Below are 19,224 nucleotides of genomic sequence, written 5' to 3'. Positions count from 1 at the left end.
AATTTGAGAAACAAATTTTTTAAGGAAAAATTATATTTTAGGGGATATATATGGTCAATATTTAATTTAATCCCATTATTAAAATTATATATCTAATATATGTGAACAAATAAGGGCATATCTGTCGTTTTATGTACATTATATATTTTTTGTTACAAAAAATTTGTACAAATGCGAAAGGGGAGTCAATAGTGAAAAAAAGAAGGCATTTCAAAAAGTTTCTTTCAATGTTTTTGGTCTTATCACTCATAATTTCTAACTTTGTTGTAAGCGATTTGTATGCTTTGGATGAATACCAAACTAAAACTGAAAAATCAGAAAATTTTGATGTAAAAACTGTTACAGAAGACGTTTATGCTGAGTCTCCTCTTGGGTTTGTACGTATGAGTGTACAAACTACAAAAGTTATATATGGAGATATAAATGGAGATTCGTATTGTAACAGTATTGATTTAGCTATAATAAGAAGTTATCTTCTTGGCAAAATAAAGAGTTTTGATGATATAGCACCTAGTGGTTATGATGCTCTTAAAGCAGCAGATGTAAATGGAGATGGAGAGATAAACAGTATAGATTATGCTTTTATGAGAAAATATATTTTAGGCATTATTCGTGAATTTCCGGCAGAGAGCAAAGAGCCGGAACCTGAAGAACCGGAAAATCCCGAAGAGCCTGAAGAGCCTGAAGAACCGGAGTATGTAGAGGTGACAGGGATAAACATAAGAGATAAAGTTTTAAAATTAAACGTAGGTGACAGTACTACCATAAGTGCGACTGTTTTGCCGACTAATGCAAGTAATAAAGAAATTAAATGGAGTTCAGATAATGATGAAATTGTAATAGTTAACCAATCAGGGACTGTAACAGCAGTTAAAGATGGAACAGCGAATATAATTGCTGAAACTGTAGAAGGTGGGTTTAAGACCTATTGTAATGTTATAGTAAGTCAACCTGCTAGTGGTATGACCCTTGATAAATCAACCTACTCAATGAAGACAGGAGAAAGTATAAAGCTTAATGCTATATTTACACCTGAAAATACGACGAATAAAAAAATAAAATGGAGTTCAAGTAACAGTGATGTTGCATCGGTAGGACAAGGTGGAGTAGTTACAGCATTTTCAGAAGGAACAGCAATTATAACAGCAGAGGCTGAAGATGGAGGATATACTTCAAGCTGTACCATAATTGTAACTCAAAAGACTTTTGGGGTAAGACTTTCAGAACGAGTGATTACAATTAATGCTGGAGAAAAGAAGGAATTAAAAGCATTGTATTTACCTGAAAATGCAGGAAATAAGAAAATAAAATGGAGTTCTAGTGATGAGAGTATTGCCAAGGTAAGCGAAAGTGGAGTAGTGACAGCTGTTAAAGCAGGTGAAGCATATATAAATGTAGAACCTGAAGAAGGTATATATTCAGACAGTTGTAAAGTGATTGTTATTCAACCTGTAAAAGGTATAAGTCTTGATAAGAGCAGTTTGAATTTGAAAGTAGGCTTTGGATATAGTTTAAAAGTGGAATTTACTCCTTCAGATGCTACAGAAAGAAATGTTAAATGGACAAGCAGCAATGAAAAAGTAGCAAAGGTAAATGAGAAAGGTTCAGTAGTGGCTTTAAGTGCCGGTACAGCAACTATAACAGCGACATCCGAATCAGGAGGTTTTACTGCAAAGTGTACTGTTACGGTTGTGCCGGAAGCCATGAGTGCTCCTGTTATTACGGGAGAGAGGACAAGTTCAGGAGTAAAACTCTCATGGAATGCTGTTTCAGGAGCTAAAAGTTATACAATCAAAAGAGGAGAATATATAGGGGATCTTGTTGATATAAAAACTGACTATACACAGACAAGCTTTACTGATGCTACTGCTGAAAGTGATACAACATATTATTATGTAGTTTGTGCAAATAGTGATAGTGGCATCAGCAGGAATTCCAATTTGTTAATAATAAAAAGTGAACCTAAAGCTCCTAAGCTTTTTGGAATAAAGAGCGCAGGAAATGCTAGATTAAGTTGGACCAATGCCAATGGAGCCGACAGATATGAAATATACAGAAGTACAACAAAGGGTGGACAATATACTCTTCTCTCAAAGAATCTTTTATCCCATTCATATGAGGATAAAAATATAGGTGGAGAAACTTACTATTATGTTGTAAAAGCAATAAATGAAAAGGGAGAAAGTGAGTATTCAAATGAAGTAGAAATAAATGATTCAGCAGTAAAACCGTTGGACTTTATATCAAATGAAGATAGTGACGGTGATGGAATATCAAATATTGATGAGTTGCTATATTGTACCAATCCAACACAGACAGATACAGATGGTGATGGACTAAGTGATGGATATGAAATTATTTTGGGTACAGATCCTTTGTCACCCGATACCGATAAAGACGGACTATATGATGGTGCAGAGGTTTTATTGGGTACAGGACCTTTGGTAGCTAATTCAAATGTATCTGAAATAACATCAAAAAGACAAGCTATAAGCAGAGACGGTAGAATAAGTGTAGATGTTTTGGGTGATGGAAACTTTATAATTGCACCACTTCAAATATTTACATCGGAGAATCCTAAGTTCAAAGATATTAATGGAAATTACATATCGGGTATAGCAGGGGAGCCTATAGATATAGAAGCCGGTGGTTTTGTAATAATTAAGGCAGATATAACTTGCAATTATGATAAAACAAACCTAAATGGTATATCTGAAAGTGATTTGGGGATTTTGTACTTTAACAATTCAACCAATCAATTTGCAACAATTTCAGGTTCGCCCGATACAGCAAATTCTATTATAAAAGGCCAGACAGAAGTCCTTGGATCGTTTGTGATAGGCAATCGATCTCTTGCACCTTCTTCACAGCCAGTGGACATTATTATGTTTATAGATGAGTCTGCCCAAGCAAAAAGTAATGATCCTGCAAGTATAAGAGAAATAGCTGCATATGTCCTTGGACAATATTTAACCTCAAATCCGTCCTTTGAGAATTATGTAAGGGTTGGAATATTAATCTATGACGATTCAATTTCTTTAAATGTAGCAAATGGGGATTTCATGGTTGAAGAGGTCATAGTGGATGGAGGATCCGAATTTACGGGTGATGCAGGAACAATAATGCAGAGACTGGATTATGTTCTTAGCAATGATCTTTATGCAAGAAGAAATAGCGGATATCCATTGCCACCAAGACCTGGAGATGTACCTTCGAAAGGGTCAATATTAGATAGGTATTTTAGCAGTGCAACTAATAAAAAGATAATAATAGGCTTTTCAAGCGGGCCTTTAAACCGTTTCAATTATATAACACAAGCTGTAAGAGATTTAGCACCTAAAGGTTTTGTTGTAGATACAGTAGCAGTAGGAGCTAATGCTCAATATAACCAGCTAGCTATAATAGCACAAAACGGTGCTGTTCCTGGAAAGAGCTTTTGGATAAACCAAAATAATAATATGACAGAAGATGAACTGATATCTCAGCTGTCTGATATGTGTGCTCAACTGAGTGAACAATTGGCTTTGCAAAGTTATGTAGAAGGAACATACAGACCTCAGAACTCAGTTAATATAGAGTTTTCAGATGAATATAAAGGAATGGAAAACAGCTATTCCAATGAGTGGATTACAGGTTCAGGTACAAACCTTCTTACCGGAAGCTATATGGAAACTCATAAAGATATTCAAATACAAAGCAATGGTTATGATATTGTATTTGAAAGGACCTATAATTCAAATTCCAATAAAGAAGACTCTATAGTAGGTAAAGGATTCAGAACAAACTTTGATGCTAAGCTTGAAGAGAAGGTAAGCTCTGCAAAAGTTACAGCAAGTTTGCTGAATGTAAGGTCAGGGCCAAGTACAAATCATAGCATTATTGGAAAAGTCTCCAAAGGTACAAATTTAGAAATATTGGAAAATGGAGCAGGAGGAAGCGGTTGGCACAAAATAAATTACAACGGAAATACAAATGCTTATGTGTCTGCAACTTATGTTGATGAGATAAGTACTATTGAAATTACATATCCGACAGGCACAAAGGTATCATTTGAAGTTAAAGGAGATGGAAGCTATAAGGCTCCGTTCTGGTCAAATGATACATTAGAAAAACAAGGTAATGAATATATTGTAACTAGTGATGACATGTCAAAATACGTATTTGACGTATCCACCAAGCGTTTAATAAGGCTGGAGGACAGAGTAGGTAATGCTCTTAGAATAATATATGATAGTAAAGGACAAATTGATTATGTAATTGATGATGTAGGCAGAAAGTTAGACTTTACGTTTAATGCCAATGGTAAGGTTGAAAGTATAGAAGATCCTTTAACCAATAGGTCAGTTAAATATAACTACTCCAATGGGCTTTTGACGAAAGTAATTGACAGCGAATTGAAAGAAACTACATACGAATATGATTCTAATGACCGGATTGTAAAAGTAATAGATGCAAATAACAATACTGCAGTGAAAATTGATTATGATGTATTTGGTCGTATTGTACGTCAATATGATGCAGAGGGAAATGTTACATACCAGGTATACAGTGACGCTACAAACGAGAGATACATTATAGATGCTAGAGGTAACGAATCAAGGGTTAGATTCAACCTTGATATGAGAGTAGTTGAAGAGGTAGATGCATTAGGTAATAAAGTTGTATATGAGTATTCCTATTATGACCCTGGTTCTAATAAGTGGGAAGTAATACCGGATGTAGACATAAGAACTCTCGAAGACAATAAAGATCCGAATACCAAAGCATATACAAAATATTTGGAAGCTGGAAAAGATAAGAGACTTAAGATTAAAGAAACAATGTATGATAAGAGGGGCAATGCTACAACCAATGAATATGATGAAAACAATAATCTTGTAGGTACAGTAGACCCGTTGAAACAGACAACTTCAATGGTTTATGACCCTGTTTATAAGCATAATCTGATATCAAAAACAGATAAGAAGGGTAATACAACAACCTATGTTTATGATAATGAAGGAAAGTACGGTCCAAAAGGTGCTCTATTAGTTAAGGAAATTGATCCTTTAGGAAATGAGTTGATATATGACTACTATACAAATGAATCAGGCATAAAGATTAAGGGACTGGTTAAAACTGTAACAGAGAAGAAAAGAGTAGACCAGAAAGACCCGAATAGTGAGCTTATAGAATTTAAAGTTACTGAGTACAAGTATGATGATCTGTACAATAACCGAACTCAAATCATAGACACTTTAGGGAACAGTACATATGAGGAGTATGATGCTGCAGGAAGGTTGCAAAAGGTAACCAATGCAAGAGGATATACTACCAAGTATACTTATGACAAAAACGACAGAATTATAGTTGAAGAGATATTCCCACAAACTAATGAGCGCAAAATACTGAAGAGAACCGAGAGCATTTATGATAATGTAGGTAACAAGACTTTTGTGATAGAAGAAAGGTTCGCTGCTGACAGACCGGACTATCCGAAAGAAGATTTGGTAACAGAAACAGTATATGACAGAAACAACAGACCTGTTCAAATATATGATGCAGAAGGCTACAGAGTTTCATATACATATGATGAAGCAGGAAATAAGGTAACGGAAACGGATAAAAGAGGGTTTACAACTATATACAAATATGACGAGCTTAACAGAGTCACTGAGGTAATAGATCCATTAAATAACACAACTACATATGAGTATGATGCAAATGGCAATGTTATAAAGATAACAGATGCGAAGAACAGAGTTACCTTTATAGATTATGACGAACTGGACAGAAAGTGGAAAGAGAGAATTCAATACAATGAAGACGGAGAGGAAAAAGAGGCAGTTTATGAGTATTTATATGATGAAAATGATAATCCGTACAGGGAGATAGATCCTAACGGAAAAATTATAGAGTATGAATATGATGCTCTCAATAGGATTACGAAAGAAGTAGATGGTTTAGGACTTAAAGATAAAAACGGCAACAGCATGGAGAAAATCGTCACTTATTCGTATAACTATGAAAGCGTTGTTGAGGACGGAAAAACAGTAAAATATGAAGTTATGACAGAGAAGGACTACCTAACCTCAACAAAAATCCGACCAATAGTAATAAAGAATGATGCTTTAGGTCGAATGAGAATAAAAATTGAAACAAACAATGGAGATAAAACAATACAGGAGTATGATGAAGTAGGTAACCTTAAATCTGTAAAAGATGCAAGAGGTAATGTTACATCCTATGAATACGACGGATTAAACAACATAATAAAAGTAATAGATGCTACAAGAATTAATTATTCGGAAGCAGTATTTGATTCCGTAGGAAATGTAATTGAGAAAATTGACAGAAGAAATAATAAGACTGAGTACAGGTATAATAAGCTTAACCAAGTTATAAAAACAACAACATGGTATACCGATGAGAATGGAGTAAAACAAGAAGTTGTTAGCGCCATTTTGTATGATGAAGCCGGTAATAAAAAGATAGCTACCGACGCAGAAATGAATTCAACAATATTTGAGTATGACGAACTTGGAAGGTTAGTTGCTGAAACCAACCCAATGTACAATACCCGTTATTACGGTTATGACGCAGTTGGAAATCAGGTATGGGTAACCGACTGGAAGGAGCATGACAGTTCGGAAAGTAATGTTCATCCGATAATTAACAGTAAAGGCGAGACTGTATACCGCCTAAAGACAACCTATGAATATGATGATTTTGACAGGCTAAAAACAGTTATAAGTACAGAAGGAGAGATTACAAGTTATACCTATGATGTAATTGGCAATATTAAGACCGTTACAGTTGACGGAGTTAGAAAGAATACATATTCATATGACAAGATGTACCGACTGGAAAAAATGCTGGATGGAGAAGATAGAGCAGAAACATATGATGAGTATGACTTGTTTGGAAGGCTGCTGCAGAAAACCGATAGGAACGGTCAGGTACATATATACACATATGATGAATATGACAATGTTGAAATCCACACTGTAACACGTAAAGTAAAAGAAAACGGAGTAGAAAAAGTAGTTAAAGATGTAAGAGAAACATACTACGATGCTTTAGGAAATGTAGTTAGAACAGTAGATGAAACGGGAGAAACCATATATAATTATAATGAACTGAATCTGCTGGATAATAAAGTATTACCTGACGGAAAGACAGTAGAGTATGAATATGATGAAGAAGGTAATATAAAGGAAATAAAAGATCCTTCAGGTAATGTAACAACGTATTTATTCGATGAAATGAATCGAATGAAGACGGTTACAACTAAAGATGGAACTACAACTTATGCTTACACCAAAAATGGAAACAGAAAGTCGTTAAAGCTACCGAATAATGTATTGACTACCTATGAGTACGATGCAAGAAACGTATTGATAAAGCTTGTCAATCAAGTAGGTTCATCAGTGGATATCTATGAATATGAGTATGATGAAAACAGCTTGCAGACAGCAAAGATTGAACCAAAAGGAAAACAAGCTTTGAATACGATAACTTAGGTAGAATAAAAACAGTAGTCGAACCGGGTGGAAGAACAACAACTTACGCCTATGATGGAGCAGGTAATCGAAAGGAACAAACGGTTGAAGACGCATTAAATGATGTAAGTTCAAAATTGACATATCATTACGATAGATCAAACCGTTTGACAGATGTTTTAGAAGTGCGTAATGGTTCGAATATTACTACTGTATACACCTATGACGGAAATGGTAATCAGATAAAGGTAGCTGCAACAGAGCCAGGGGATGTAATAAACGTATCTGAATATACGTTTGATGGGTTTAATCAGTTAAAAGTTGCAAAGACACAGGACAGTACATCGACAAGTAAATATGATGCTTTCGGATTAAGAGTTGAAAAAACAGTAGACGGAGTAACCACAAAGTATTACTACGATGGACAGAGTATATTGCTTGAAGTAAGAAGCGATGGATTAGAAAGCCATAATATCCAGGGAGTCAACCTGATTGCCCGTAAGATAAAGGGAGATTCCGATACTCTGTATTATCTGTACAATGGACATGCGGATGTTGTAAAGCTTGTAGATGGTGCAGCCAATACAGTAAATGAGTATGATTATGATATATTTGGAAACATATTATATCAACTGGAAAGCAAACCGAATCCGTATAAGTACTCAGGTTACTATTATGATGACGATACAGGATATTATTACCTAAGATCAAGATATTATGACCCGAAAATAGCAAGATTTATTTCGGAAGATACATATACCGGAGAGTACAACGATCCACTTAGTTTGAACCTGTATACATACTGCCAGAATGACCCGATAACATATGATGATCCTAACGGTCATTGGTTGCATATAGCTGCCGGAGCTTTAATCGGAGGATTGGTAAACACTGCAATAACAGCTGTATCAGACTTTATGGAAGACGGAAAGTTTAATAAAAGCTGGAGAGAATATGCCGGATCGTTTGCAGAAGGAGCAATAACCGGAGCAATAGGGGCAGCAACAGGAGGAGCATCGTTCATAGCAGCTGCAGCAGCAAGTGCAGCAGGATCAGTAGTTGGAAATGCAGTAGGGCAATATATATCAAAAGGTAAGGTTGATGTAAAGGAAGCATTATTTGCAGGTGCAACAGATTTAGTAACCATGGGAGCAGGCAAACTTGCAGGGAACCTTACCAAGAAGGGAATGAATAAGCTTGCTAAGACTGCTTTTGGTGAAAATGTACTGAAAAAAGCCAACAGTGTGAAGAGCAAGGTTCTTAACAAGATTAGCGGAGTTAAGACAAAAGTTCAGTCAATTGTAAAGAGAGAATGTAAGCATCCAGAATTAGGAATGTGCTTTACTGCCGATACACTTGTGTATACAAAAGACGGACATAAACGGATAGAAGACATAAAGGTTGGAGACCAAGTATATTCAGTAAATGTCGATACAGGCGAAAAAGGACTAAAAACGGTTAAACAGCTATTTGTGAATGAGACATATGAGTTGATTCATATATATGTAGGATATTCACAGATAAAATCTACCGCACCACATCCATTCTGGGTTGAAGGAAAAGGTTGGGTAGAAGCCGGAAATCTTTTAGAGGGAGATAAAGTTAAGCTCTACTCAGGGGAAGTACTGGAAATAAAAGAAATTCGCCGAGAGAGACTGGAAGAGCCTGTAAAAACGTATAACTTTGAGGTAGAAGACTGGCATACATATTTGGTATCAGAGAACAATGTTCTTGTACATAATGCCGGTAGTAAAAAGTGTCCTCTTAAATTTAGTTTTAAGTCTAATAAGTCTAATGCGGGAGTTGGTAAGACTTCCACTGAATATCAAAGCACCCTAAATTCCATCAGAAATAAAATGCCAAATACCAATTTAAGTAAGAGAGGCAATATGGCTTATGCTGAGGTTGATATTAATGGCTTAAAAAATGAGTACATTGCACATAGTAAAATTAATAGTTCTGTAGATAAAGGAGCTGACATTGCTGACTTTTCATATTTAAAACCTGAAAATGAAAGAATTTTCAATTCATATGTTGATGATTCTTTCCCACGTTTTCATGACACTGAAGCAAAAATACTTGAAGATATAGCCTCAGGGATAAAAAATAAGAATATCAACGGAACAGTTAATCTGTATTCAGAATTACCCTGTTGTCAAAGCTGTTCAAATATTGTACTTGAATTTAGGCGGATGTTCCCAAATGTTAAGCTAAATGTAATAGTTGGAAAGTGAGGTAATCAAAATGGTTTTTGGATATGATGAATTGAAAGAATGTGTAAAAGAAGACTTTTGTAGATTTAGATACGAAATGAAGTATTCGGTCGAGCATTCAATTCTGGCTACTTTAAATGAATATGAACATGCTGAGGATTTTACTGAAACCGAGGGAAGTATTATATATTTTAGCATTGCACTACTTTTAATCAGTGAGGGTATTGGAATTGAATCAATTAAAGAAAAACTTATTGAATTAATAGAAAGTGAAAAGTTAAATACTTATCGGAAAGAGCTTAAGGAAGAATTTTCATTATTAGAAGAGGATTTAAGGAAATTAAGACCTTTGCTAGGAGTAGCTGAAAATTAAACTTTCACGAAAAAATTTTTTACCTTATTAAAGAATCAGCCTGTTTGAGATTTCAAGCTGGCTGATTTTTTGACTCACCCGAATTTTATGTGCATCTTTAGAACGATGAATAAGTTATTTGTTTTAGTATGTTATCTTTGTCATTCATATTTTTGGATTATATCATTTTTTCTTAAAATTTTACAGGTATTTTTTACCTTGTAAATTTTTAGTGCGTACTCTCTGTTTCACTTGTTTCAATATCTCCACTCGTCCCCGAAAGATATAAATTCCTATACTTTAAAAGTAACCGTCAAATAGATCATCACATAGTAAAATGGTTGCATAGTTGATACAATCACTGTAAAAAAGAATAAACGGAGTGATTGTATGGACATGGAAAAAGTAACAACTGAACAACAATTATCTAGGTGGGCACAATTAATACAAAACCGGCTTGAAAGTGGGCAAAGTATCAAAGAGTTTTGCCGAACGAATGGAGTAAGCAAAGCTACATACTACTATTGGCAAAAGAAAGTCAGTGAAGCAAAGTGTACAGTAGTTGAAGAAGTAAAAGAATCCAAAATCGAAGTACCAAGTGGATGGATGCAGCTTGCATCGAAACCGGTGTACCCTGCAAAAGCTACACTGGAAATTAAAATTAATGGCTGTAATGTCACTGTAAATACGGAAACAGACTTAGAATTATTGAAAAAAGTTTGCCAGGTGTTGATGTCGTTATGATAAGATGGAATGAAAAACCAGTGTATCTTTGCGGAAGATTAACGGATATGAGGAAATCTATCAACGGATTAATAACACTGGTACAAGAAAGTTTCTCACTTGATCCGTTTATGAATGCACTGTTTGTGTTCTGTAACAGAAATAGAAACAGGATAAAAATCCTTGAATGGGATGGAGATGGGTTTTGGCTGTACTTTAAGAGGCTAGAACGAGGGCGATTTCGCTGGCCAACAGAAGAAGATTCAACCACAATGCTTCTTGATGTAAACGAATTAGCTTGTCTTATTGATAGTGCCAGATTAGAGAAAAAGCTCAGGAGAAAGGAAGTTTTAGAGCGTCAAATTTCGTAAGAAGAAATTCAAAAAAAGGATCAAAAAGCTGGATTTAATGTAATTTTTATGGTAATATTATCCCATGAAGAGACAAGAAATTTCAGTAGAAAAATTACTTGGTATAATTGAAGAAAAGGATCGCAGGATTGCCGAGTTGGAACAGCAAGTCCAATGGTTCATGGAACAAATGCGCCTTTCAAAGCGTAAACAATTCGGTGTATCCAGTGAACAAACAAAGATTGAGCAAATCAATCTTTTTAATAATGAAGAGGAAGAGACTCATAATTTAGCTATTACCGAGCAAGAAAGGATAGAAGTAAAAGCTCATTACCGTAAGAGAACACGTCTAACAACAGATAAACTTCCTGAAGATTTACCGGTGGAGGTAATAGAGCACAAGTTACCCGAAAAGGAATGTATTTGCCTGGAATGCGGTAGTGAATTGCATACAATGGGAAAGGAAACTCGTGATGAGTTGAAGATTATTCCGGCAAAAGCGGTAATAGTGCGTCATATTAGGCATGTTTATTCATGCCGGAACTGTGAAGAAACTTCAGACCATACTTCCATTGTAAAGGCAGATATACCGGAACCGGTCATAAAGGGAAGTTTTGCATCTCCTGAGACAATTGCCCATATAGCGACGCAAAAATTCATGATGGGTTCTCCCTTATATCGTCAGGAGCAGGAATGGAAACAAAATGGCATTGAGATATCAAGGCAGACAATGTCAAATTGGTTGATAAAAGCCTGTGAGAATTGGCTGGAACCGATATATGAGGAGATGAAGAAACGGCTGTGTGAGCATGAGGTACTGCATGCAGATGAAACAGTGGTACAGGTGCTAAAAGAACCAGGGAAGGCGGCACAGTCGAAGAGTTACATGTGGCTGTACCGAACGAGCGGGGAGGCAAAACATCAGATAATACTTTATGACTACCAGCCGGACAGAAAACATATACATCCGGAGGAATTTCTAAAAGAATTTAGTGGATACTTACATGCAGACGGATATAGCGTGTATTACAAATTGCCCGAAAAAATAACTGTAGTAGGTTGTTGGGCCCATGTACGGCGAAAGTTTTTTGACGCAATGGAAGCCCTGCCCAAAGAGAAGCAAGCAATGTCTAATGCTGCAAAGGGAGTAGCATATTGCGATAAACTGTTTCATTTGGAGAAACAGTTTGCATTGCTATGCCCGGAAAACCGGTTAAAAGAACGAGAAAAGCAATCAAAGCCTATCATAGATGAATTTTATGATTGGATAAGAAAATTAAATGTACTTCCCAAAACCCATCTGGGTAAAGCAGTACAATATGCTCAGTACCAGCGAAAATATCTTGAGAGGTATATGCTGAATGGACGATTGGAGATATCAAATAACCGTGCAGAGCGAAGTATAAAGCCTTTCGTAATCGGACGCAAGAACTGGCTTTTCAGTAATACGCCAAGTGGTGCGAGAGCGAGCGCGGTGTACTACAGCCTAGTTGAAACAGCAAAAGAGAATGGATTGAATCCTTTTGAATATTTGTCATGGATATTTAGTCAAGCCCCTAATCTAGGGAAACCAGGTTATGTGAGCACATTTGCTGATTTTCTGCCTGGTGGCATGAAAATACCTGCTAAGGTGTTTATACCGCAATCCAAAAGAACAGAGCCTGAGAAATATGCGTGGGAGGAAGACGAATGAAAGTTGGAAAACATATGATATTTATGATCAAATTTATCACGGATTTTATTAATGGTGAAATAGAACGTTATTTTTTTGTATTTGGATTATTCTGGTTATGTAATAGAACATTTTCTCCATATGGGGCATGAGAACAGCGAATTAACGGAAAGATTTGCTGATACTGTAGATCAGGCATATGAACTTGGAACATCTCTTGGTTTGTCAGATGAAGAGTTCAGGATGGAAATTGCCAATGCTTTCAATGAATGATTAGGCGGAAAGAGACCCAACTTAATTTAGATGCACATAGGTTATAGAATTAAAGCTTAGGTTTCTGGTTAAAAAAGTTTTGTTGATTTTTAAAACTTTTCCAACCATTTTTATTAATGATTGTGTAATTCATGTGCGGGCCTGTTTGACGCTTATACAAAAGCTGCTATTAAGCAAAGGAGACAATATGGTTTGACTGGTGGTATGGAGGTTACTAGAATTCCAGGAAGAATAAATAGTATTAAACGTTTTTTGAATAGTATAATATCATAGACAGGAGGAATTATTTATGCTTATACAGAACGATATATTAGAAAGAATAGATAAAATCAACTGGTTTTGTAACTGTGGAAATAAATCAGATATAGAGATTATATATCCTATAAAATATTTAGACAATTGGAAAAAGGCTCAAAAAAATTGTTTGAGTAGTAAATGGGAAGAATTTACATTAGAAAGGAGTAATGAGAATACACAGTACCTACATGATAACTATCCTGACAAGTATAGGCAGTGGAATAAGTTTGCAAAGGAAGCAAGAGAATTTATACAAGAAAAGCTTCAACCAAGAATAGTTTTATATCTTGAGAATAACTCATTGAAAAGGGAGATTGAAGACAGCGTAAAATGGGATATTATACATGCGATTATGGAACAAGTATACGCTGAGCAAAAGGAGCCGGGATTTTTTATGGAGCTTTTAAAAGTGTACGAAGCGGGTCATTTACCATGTGGTTGGAATGGAAAATGGCCTAAAGGAGAGCTAATGATATTTTAATAATAATAGATATGCTTATATTTTTTAATAAATCAACTTTCGCACGTGAATAATGTGCACTGAACATTGAAAAATCAATAGATTTGGGCAATAAAAAAATACAAGAACCCCCTTCTATGTGATATAATAGAAGTATCCAAACCCTATTAAATCGACAATTTGGAGGTTCTTGAACATGTCTATTGTATCACAGAAGGTTAAGGAAGAAAATAGATTTTCTTTGACAGTTGATAACTTTTTCAAAATGTTTTCTGTAGGCTATCTGTTAAAAAAGTCAAACGCATATAAAGATAAAGGTATTCCTTGTCTTACGGTATTCAAAGTACTGTTTGAACTTGTTTTTACAGGCAAAAATCTGTTTATGAACTATAAAGCAGAAAGCTTTGATATACCATTTGCAAGGGATGTGGTCTACAGATTCTTAAATTCCATACATATCAACTGGCAAAGATTTTTATATTTGCTTTCTGCAAAGGTCATAAATCATCATATCGATAGATTAACGTCAGATGAACGGGTTGATGCCTTTGTAATTGACGATTCCTTCTACAGTAGGACAAGAAGCAAGTCAGTTGAGCTTTTAAGTTGGGTCAAAGATCATGCTGACGGCAATAAGAATAAAAAAGGCTTTCGTATGCTTACACTTGGTTGGACAGACGGTAATTCATTTATTCCTGTGGCCTTCAACCTTTTAAGTTCAACAAATCCAAGGGTTTGCATTAATCCAGCGAAAAATACTATAGATAAAAGAACCGTTGGTTTTAAACGCCGACAGAATGCCTTAGCCACTTCACCGGAATCTGCTCTGTCTATGCTGGAACAAGCAGTTGCTACCGGTATTAAAGCAAAATATGTTTTATTTGACAGTTGGTTCTCCTTTCCGGCTACTATTATCAAAATTTGTAAGATGAATCTTAATGTGATAGCTATGGTAAAGGATACTCCCAAGATTTACTATAACTTCAATGGTGAAAAAAATCATTGAGAGAGATATACCGAACTGTCAGGAAACGTAGAGGAAGATCAAAATACCTTGCTTCAGTTATGGTAGAATTACACGATAAAGAAGGAAACCACATTCCAGCAAAAATTGTCTTTGTCCGTGACCGAAGAAACAAGAGTAAATGGCTAGCTCTCATATCTACAGATACTAGTCTTCCCGAAACAGAGATAATCAGGATATACGGAAAACGCTGGGACATAGAGGTATTCTTCAAGATGTGTAAGTCATACCTTAAGCTGGCTAAGGAATTTCAAGGTCGTTCTTATGATATGATGGTTGCCCATACAACTATTGTTTTTTCAAGGTACATTATGTTAGCGGTTGAGAACCGCAATAATACTGATTTACGCACTATTGGTACTTTGTTCTACTATTGCTGCGATGAACTTGAGGACATTAAATTCCATGAGGCACTGCAGCTTATAATAGAGGCTTTAAAAACTACTTTACAGGAAAAACTGCTTTTGACAAAGGAAACAGTCAACGAGTTTCTCAACTACTTTGTCACTTGTTTGCCTGTTCATATCAAGGCAAAGCTATCAGTTGTTTCCTGCGAAAGTTGATTTAATAAGTATAAGCATATCTTTATTTTTGCATCCTAAGTAATCTGTTCTTAAATAAAAATATAATACTTATAATGAATAAGGAACAGTAAACTAACTTACTATTTATTTGTAAATTGGGGTGATATACATTGTTTAAAAAATTTAAAGAGGAAAACTCTGAACATACGACTTATATATACGAGAGTAAAAACAAAATGGGTTGGAAACCTCCTGTTTTTAATTCTGCAGAATCTGAATTACTGCTAAAGCATATTGAGAGATATATCGGTAAGCCTTCATATGCATATCATGAAATATTTTCAGATACTGTTCATATTGACATTTACCATATTGAACCATCTGAAGAAAGGAATTATCATACATTCGTTACAATGGGAATGAGCTCAATGCCGATGAATGTTCCTAAGGGTCAAGAGGAGTGGAAGTTTTCAGAGTTGATGATATGCCTTCCAGCGGATTGGAAAGTTTCAGATAAGGAATTAAAGGACAACAGAAATTATTGGCCTTTAGGTTTGCTCAAAATGCTGGCACGTTTTCCACATGAGTATGGAACATGGTTGTCTTGGGGACATACAATGCCTAATGGTGAACCACCACAGCACTATGCCGATAACACAAAATTTTGTGGTATAATCTTGTTGCCTCCTATATTAGTTAATGAGGAGTTTATTAAGTTGAAAGTTAATAGAAATAAGACAATTAACTTTTTTGCAGTTATTCCACTCTATAAGGAAGAAATAGATTATAAGTTGGAACATGGATATAATTCATTCATTGAAAAATATGCTGAATTTGATATGGACGAATTAATTAGGCTTAATAGAAAAAATTTTGGACTGGAGCATTAGTAACTCATCCAAGAAGCCTACAATACTGACTACAATGAGCATGCGCGAGTGATATGTGTGGACGAGTTTGGACCTATTGAAGTTCGTCCCTGCTCCGGGCAGAAATGGTGCCCTAAAAGCATCCTAACAGGTAATTAGCGTAAGCGTCAATTTGACGCTTACATATAGATACTAGCAAATTAATAGATAATTTAGCAACTATAATTCAAACGAGATTTTCATTAGACCGCTTTTTAACAAGTTTGCTTATGTTCTTTAATAGAAGACGAAATAAAATTAAAATGTTCGAATGATGAAATTGGAAGATTACTGCAAAAAAGCGATAGGAATGGTCAGTTACATAGCTACACATATGATGAGCTAGATTATAAGGAGTTACCTGATGGGTTGAAGACGCATTAAATGATGTAAGTTCAAAATTGACATACCATTACGATAGATCAAACCGTTTGACAGATGTTTTAGAAGTGCGTAATGGTTCGAATATTACTACTGTATACACCTATGACGGAAATGGTAATCAGATAAAGGTAGCTGCAACAGAGCCAGGGGATGTAATAAACGTATCTGAATATACGTTTGATGGGTTTAATCAGTTAAAAGTTGCAAAGACACAGGACAGTACATCGACAAGTAAATATGATGCTTTCGGATTAAGAGTTGAAAAAACAGTAGACGGAGTAACCACAAAGTATTACTACGATGGACAGAGTATATTGCTTGAAGTAAGAAGCGATGGATTAGAAAGCCATAATATCCAGGGAGTCAACCTGATTGCCCGTAAGATAAAGGGAGATTCCGATACTCTGTATTATCTGTACAATGGACATGCGGATGTTGTAAAGCTTGTAGATGGTGCAGCCAATACAGTAAATGAGTATGATTATGATATATTTGGAAACATATTATATCAACTGGAAAGCAAACCGAATCCGTATAAGTACTCAGGTTACTATTATGATGACGATACAGGATATTATTACCTAAGATCAAGATATTATGATCCGAAAATAGCAAGATTTATTTCGGAAGATACATATACCGGAGAGTACAACGATCCACTTAGTTTGAACCTGTATACATACTGCCAGAATGACCCGATTACATATGATGATCCTAACGGTCATTGGTTGCATATAGCTGCCGGAGCTTTAATCGGAGGATTGGTAAACACTGCAATAACAGCTGTATCAGACTTTATGGAAGACGGAAAGTTTAATAAAAGCTGGAGAGAATATGCCGGATCGTTTGCAGAAGGAGCAATAACCGGAGCAATAGGGGCAGCAACAGGAGGAGCATCGTTCATAGCAGCTGCAGCAGCAAGTGCAGCAGGATCAGTAGTTGGAAATGCAGTAGGGCAATATATATCAAAAGGTAAGGTGGATGTAAAGGAAGCATTATTTGCAGGTGCAACAGATTTAGTAACCATGGGAGCAGGGAAACTTGCAGGAAACCTTACAAAGAAGGGTATGAATAAGTTCGCTAAGACTGCTGTTGGTGAAAATGTACTGAAAAAAGCCAACAGTGTGAAGAGCAAGGTTCTTAACAAGATTAGCGGAGTTAAGACAAAAGTTCAGTCAATTGTAAAGAGAGAATGTAAGCATCCAGAATTAGGAATGTGCTTTACTGCCGATACACTTGTGTATACAAAAGACGGACATAAACGGATAGAAGACATAAAGGTTGGAGACCAAGTATATTCAGTAAATGTCGATACAGGCGAAAAAAGGACTAAAAACGGTTAAACAGCTATTTGTGAATGAGACATATGAGTTGATTCATATATATGTAGGATATTCACAGATAAAATCTACCGCACCACATCCATTCTGGGTTGAAGGAAAAGGTTGGGTAGAAGCCGGAAATCTTTTAGAGGGAGATAAAGTTAAGCTCTACTCAGGGGAAGTACTGGAAATAAAAGAAATTCGCCGAGAGAGACTGGAAGAGCCTGTAAAGACTTATAACTTCGAAGTAGAAGACTGGCATACATACTTGGTATCAGAGAACAACGTTCTTGTACATAATGCCGGTAGTAAAAAGTGTCCTCTTAAATTTAGTTTTAAGTCTAATAAGTCTAATGCGGGAAATAATAATGTAAAATCAAAGCTACGAGATTCAAGAACTATTAATTTTAGTCAGAAAAGTATTGACTCAAAGTTTTCGGATGGTACGAATATAAAAGATACTATTTACAGACTTAAAAATGACCCAAGTTATGCAGAAAAAATGGAACCAATTCGAATAGTGAAATACAAAGATCTTCCGGCAGATGTACAACAAAAGTTGGCTTCACAAAATGTTGGAAAACACACGGTATTTACTTTGGACAATAGACGACTTTATGCGGCTAGGAAGGCAAAGGTAAAGGTCAATACTCGTTGGGCAACACCTGAAGAAATACAAAATTTTGCCACAGTAAAACGATTCACAACAATTAATGGTGGTAAGATGCCAGAAGTGAGGTGGTAATATGAGTAAAAACAATTCTATAGTTACAGAGTTGGGCAAATTAGACGGACGTGACTGCATTTATCTAGATAGCGTTAAACAATGTTTTTCTCCAAATAGATTAACTTTTAGCGGAGAAATAAATGGGGATCTTTGTGAAAATAATCCTTTTGGGCATAGGTGGCTTGCATATGAACTCAGTTTTTATCAGATTCAAGCCTTTGAATGCAGAGAACTTGAAATATGTAATTGGGAAATTGAGTCCAGTTTTGATGAAATACATGATTCTAAATTACTTATCGAACTAGGGTTAGATGAGAAAAGTTATAAACACTACATCCTATCTACTTACGATTATGTGTATAGTATAGTTGCCAAAGGATATGAATTAAAAATAACTGGTTATAGGAATGGATAGCTACTTTTTTAGACAGGCCGAGAGTAATCTCGGCTTTCTTTATAAATTTAAAGTAACCGTCAAATAGATCATCACATAGTAGAATGGTTGCGTAGTTGG

Annotated in this window: 13 protein-coding genes and 1 pseudogene; all 14 read left to right on the top strand. The window is 35.6% G+C overall.

Annotated features, from left to right (window positions below; genetic code table 11):
* Positions 1-191: 191 nt before the first annotated feature.
* The 14 genes and pseudogenes from CLOCL_RS11450 to CLOCL_RS11400 all read left to right on the top strand — a co-directional run bounded on the left by CLOCL_RS11450 (position 192) and on the right by CLOCL_RS11400 (position 19,125).
* The gene (locus CLOCL_RS11450; RefSeq protein WP_014255508.1) at positions 192-7,502 is read left to right on the top strand and encodes an Ig-like domain-containing protein; all 7,311 of its coding nucleotides are present in this window, start codon (positions 192-194) and stop codon (positions 7,500-7,502) included.
* A 116-nt stretch (positions 7,503-7,618) separates the two neighbouring features.
* The gene (locus CLOCL_RS11445) at positions 7,619-9,715 is read left to right on the top strand and encodes a polymorphic toxin-type HINT domain-containing protein (RefSeq protein WP_014255507.1); all 2,097 of its coding nucleotides are present in this window, start codon (positions 7,619-7,621) and stop codon (positions 9,713-9,715) included.
* A 10-nt stretch (positions 9,716-9,725) separates the two neighbouring features.
* A complete protein-coding gene (locus CLOCL_RS11440) occupies positions 9,726-10,067 on the top strand; it encodes a hypothetical protein (RefSeq protein ID WP_014255506.1) in 342 nt (113 codons plus the stop codon).
* 369 nt (positions 10,068-10,436) lie between these two features.
* On the top strand, positions 10,437-10,790 hold the full coding sequence (tnpA, locus tag CLOCL_RS11435) for an IS66 family insertion sequence element accessory protein TnpA (RefSeq protein ID WP_014254782.1): 354 nt from the start codon (positions 10,437-10,439) through the stop codon (positions 10,788-10,790).
* Positions 10,787-11,140: an IS66 family insertion sequence element accessory protein TnpB gene (tnpB, locus tag CLOCL_RS11430; protein WP_014253715.1), complete on the top strand. Its 354-nt coding sequence runs from the start codon at positions 10,787-10,789 to the stop codon at positions 11,138-11,140. Before tnpA ends, tnpB (CLOCL_RS11430) begins: the two co-directional genes overlap by 4 nt.
* A gap of 64 nt (positions 11,141-11,204) precedes the next feature.
* Entirely contained in the window at positions 11,205-12,812 is a 1,608-nt protein-coding gene (tnpC, locus tag CLOCL_RS11425; RefSeq protein ID WP_014255505.1) for an IS66 family transposase, read from the top strand.
* A 75-nt stretch (positions 12,813-12,887) separates the two neighbouring features.
* Positions 12,888-13,064: a hypothetical protein gene (locus tag CLOCL_RS22555; protein WP_169313365.1), complete on the top strand. Its 177-nt coding sequence runs from the start codon at positions 12,888-12,890 to the stop codon at positions 13,062-13,064.
* 289 nt (positions 13,065-13,353) lie between these two features.
* Entirely contained in the window at positions 13,354-13,842 is a 489-nt protein-coding gene (locus CLOCL_RS11420) for a hypothetical protein (protein ID WP_014255503.1), read from the top strand.
* A gap of 175 nt (positions 13,843-14,017) precedes the next feature.
* Positions 14,018-15,408, top strand: a pseudogene (locus CLOCL_RS23800) (IS4 family transposase).
* A gap of 131 nt (positions 15,409-15,539) precedes the next feature.
* On the top strand, positions 15,540-16,259 hold the full coding sequence (locus CLOCL_RS11410) for a suppressor of fused domain protein (protein ID WP_041715117.1): 720 nt from the start codon (positions 15,540-15,542) through the stop codon (positions 16,257-16,259).
* Positions 16,260-16,423: 164 nt separating this feature from the next.
* Positions 16,424-16,552, top strand: a complete 129-nt coding sequence (gene tnpB, locus CLOCL_RS23795) for an IS66 family insertion sequence element accessory protein TnpB (protein WP_148263833.1) — start codon at positions 16,424-16,426, stop codon at positions 16,550-16,552.
* 126 nt (positions 16,553-16,678) lie between these two features.
* Complete coding sequence (locus CLOCL_RS21090) at positions 16,679-18,004, top strand: RHS repeat-associated core domain-containing protein (protein ID WP_014255501.1); 1,326 nt, start codon at positions 16,679-16,681, stop codon at positions 18,002-18,004.
* 28 nt (positions 18,005-18,032) lie between these two features.
* Positions 18,033-18,728, top strand: a complete 696-nt coding sequence (locus tag CLOCL_RS23200) for a polymorphic toxin-type HINT domain-containing protein (protein ID WP_245532784.1) — start codon at positions 18,033-18,035, stop codon at positions 18,726-18,728.
* Position 18,729: 1 nt separating this feature from the next.
* Positions 18,730-19,125, top strand: coding sequence for a hypothetical protein (locus CLOCL_RS11400; protein ID WP_014255499.1), 396 nt, complete (start codon positions 18,730-18,732; stop codon positions 19,123-19,125).
* Positions 19,126-19,224: the final 99 nt, after the last annotated feature.

The sequence above is a fragment of the Acetivibrio clariflavus DSM 19732 genome, from assembly GCF_000237085.1.
Lineage (GTDB): Bacteria > Bacillota > Clostridia > Acetivibrionales > Acetivibrionaceae > Acetivibrio > Acetivibrio clariflavus.
Note: the sequence above shows the minus strand (reverse complement) of the source record. Positions and strands in the feature narration are given on the sequence as shown.

Excerpts from the sequence above, each read along its gene's own strand:
- CLOCL_RS11440 (WP_014255506.1), top strand. The coding sequence starts at position 9,726 with ATGGTTTTTGGATATGATGAATTGAAAGAATGTGTAAAAGAAGACTTT.
- tnpA (WP_014254782.1), top strand. The coding sequence starts at position 10,437 with ATGGACATGGAAAAAGTAACAACTGAACAACAATTATCTAGGTGGGCA.
- tnpB (WP_014253715.1), top strand. The coding sequence starts at position 10,787 with ATGATAAGATGGAATGAAAAACCAGTGTATCTTTGCGGAAGATTAACG.
- tnpC (WP_014255505.1), top strand. The coding sequence starts at position 11,205 with ATGAAGAGACAAGAAATTTCAGTAGAAAAATTACTTGGTATAATTGAA.
- CLOCL_RS11420 (WP_014255503.1), top strand. The coding sequence starts at position 13,354 with ATGCTTATACAGAACGATATATTAGAAAGAATAGATAAAATCAACTGG.
- CLOCL_RS11400 (WP_014255499.1), top strand. The coding sequence starts at position 18,730 with ATGAGTAAAAACAATTCTATAGTTACAGAGTTGGGCAAATTAGACGGA.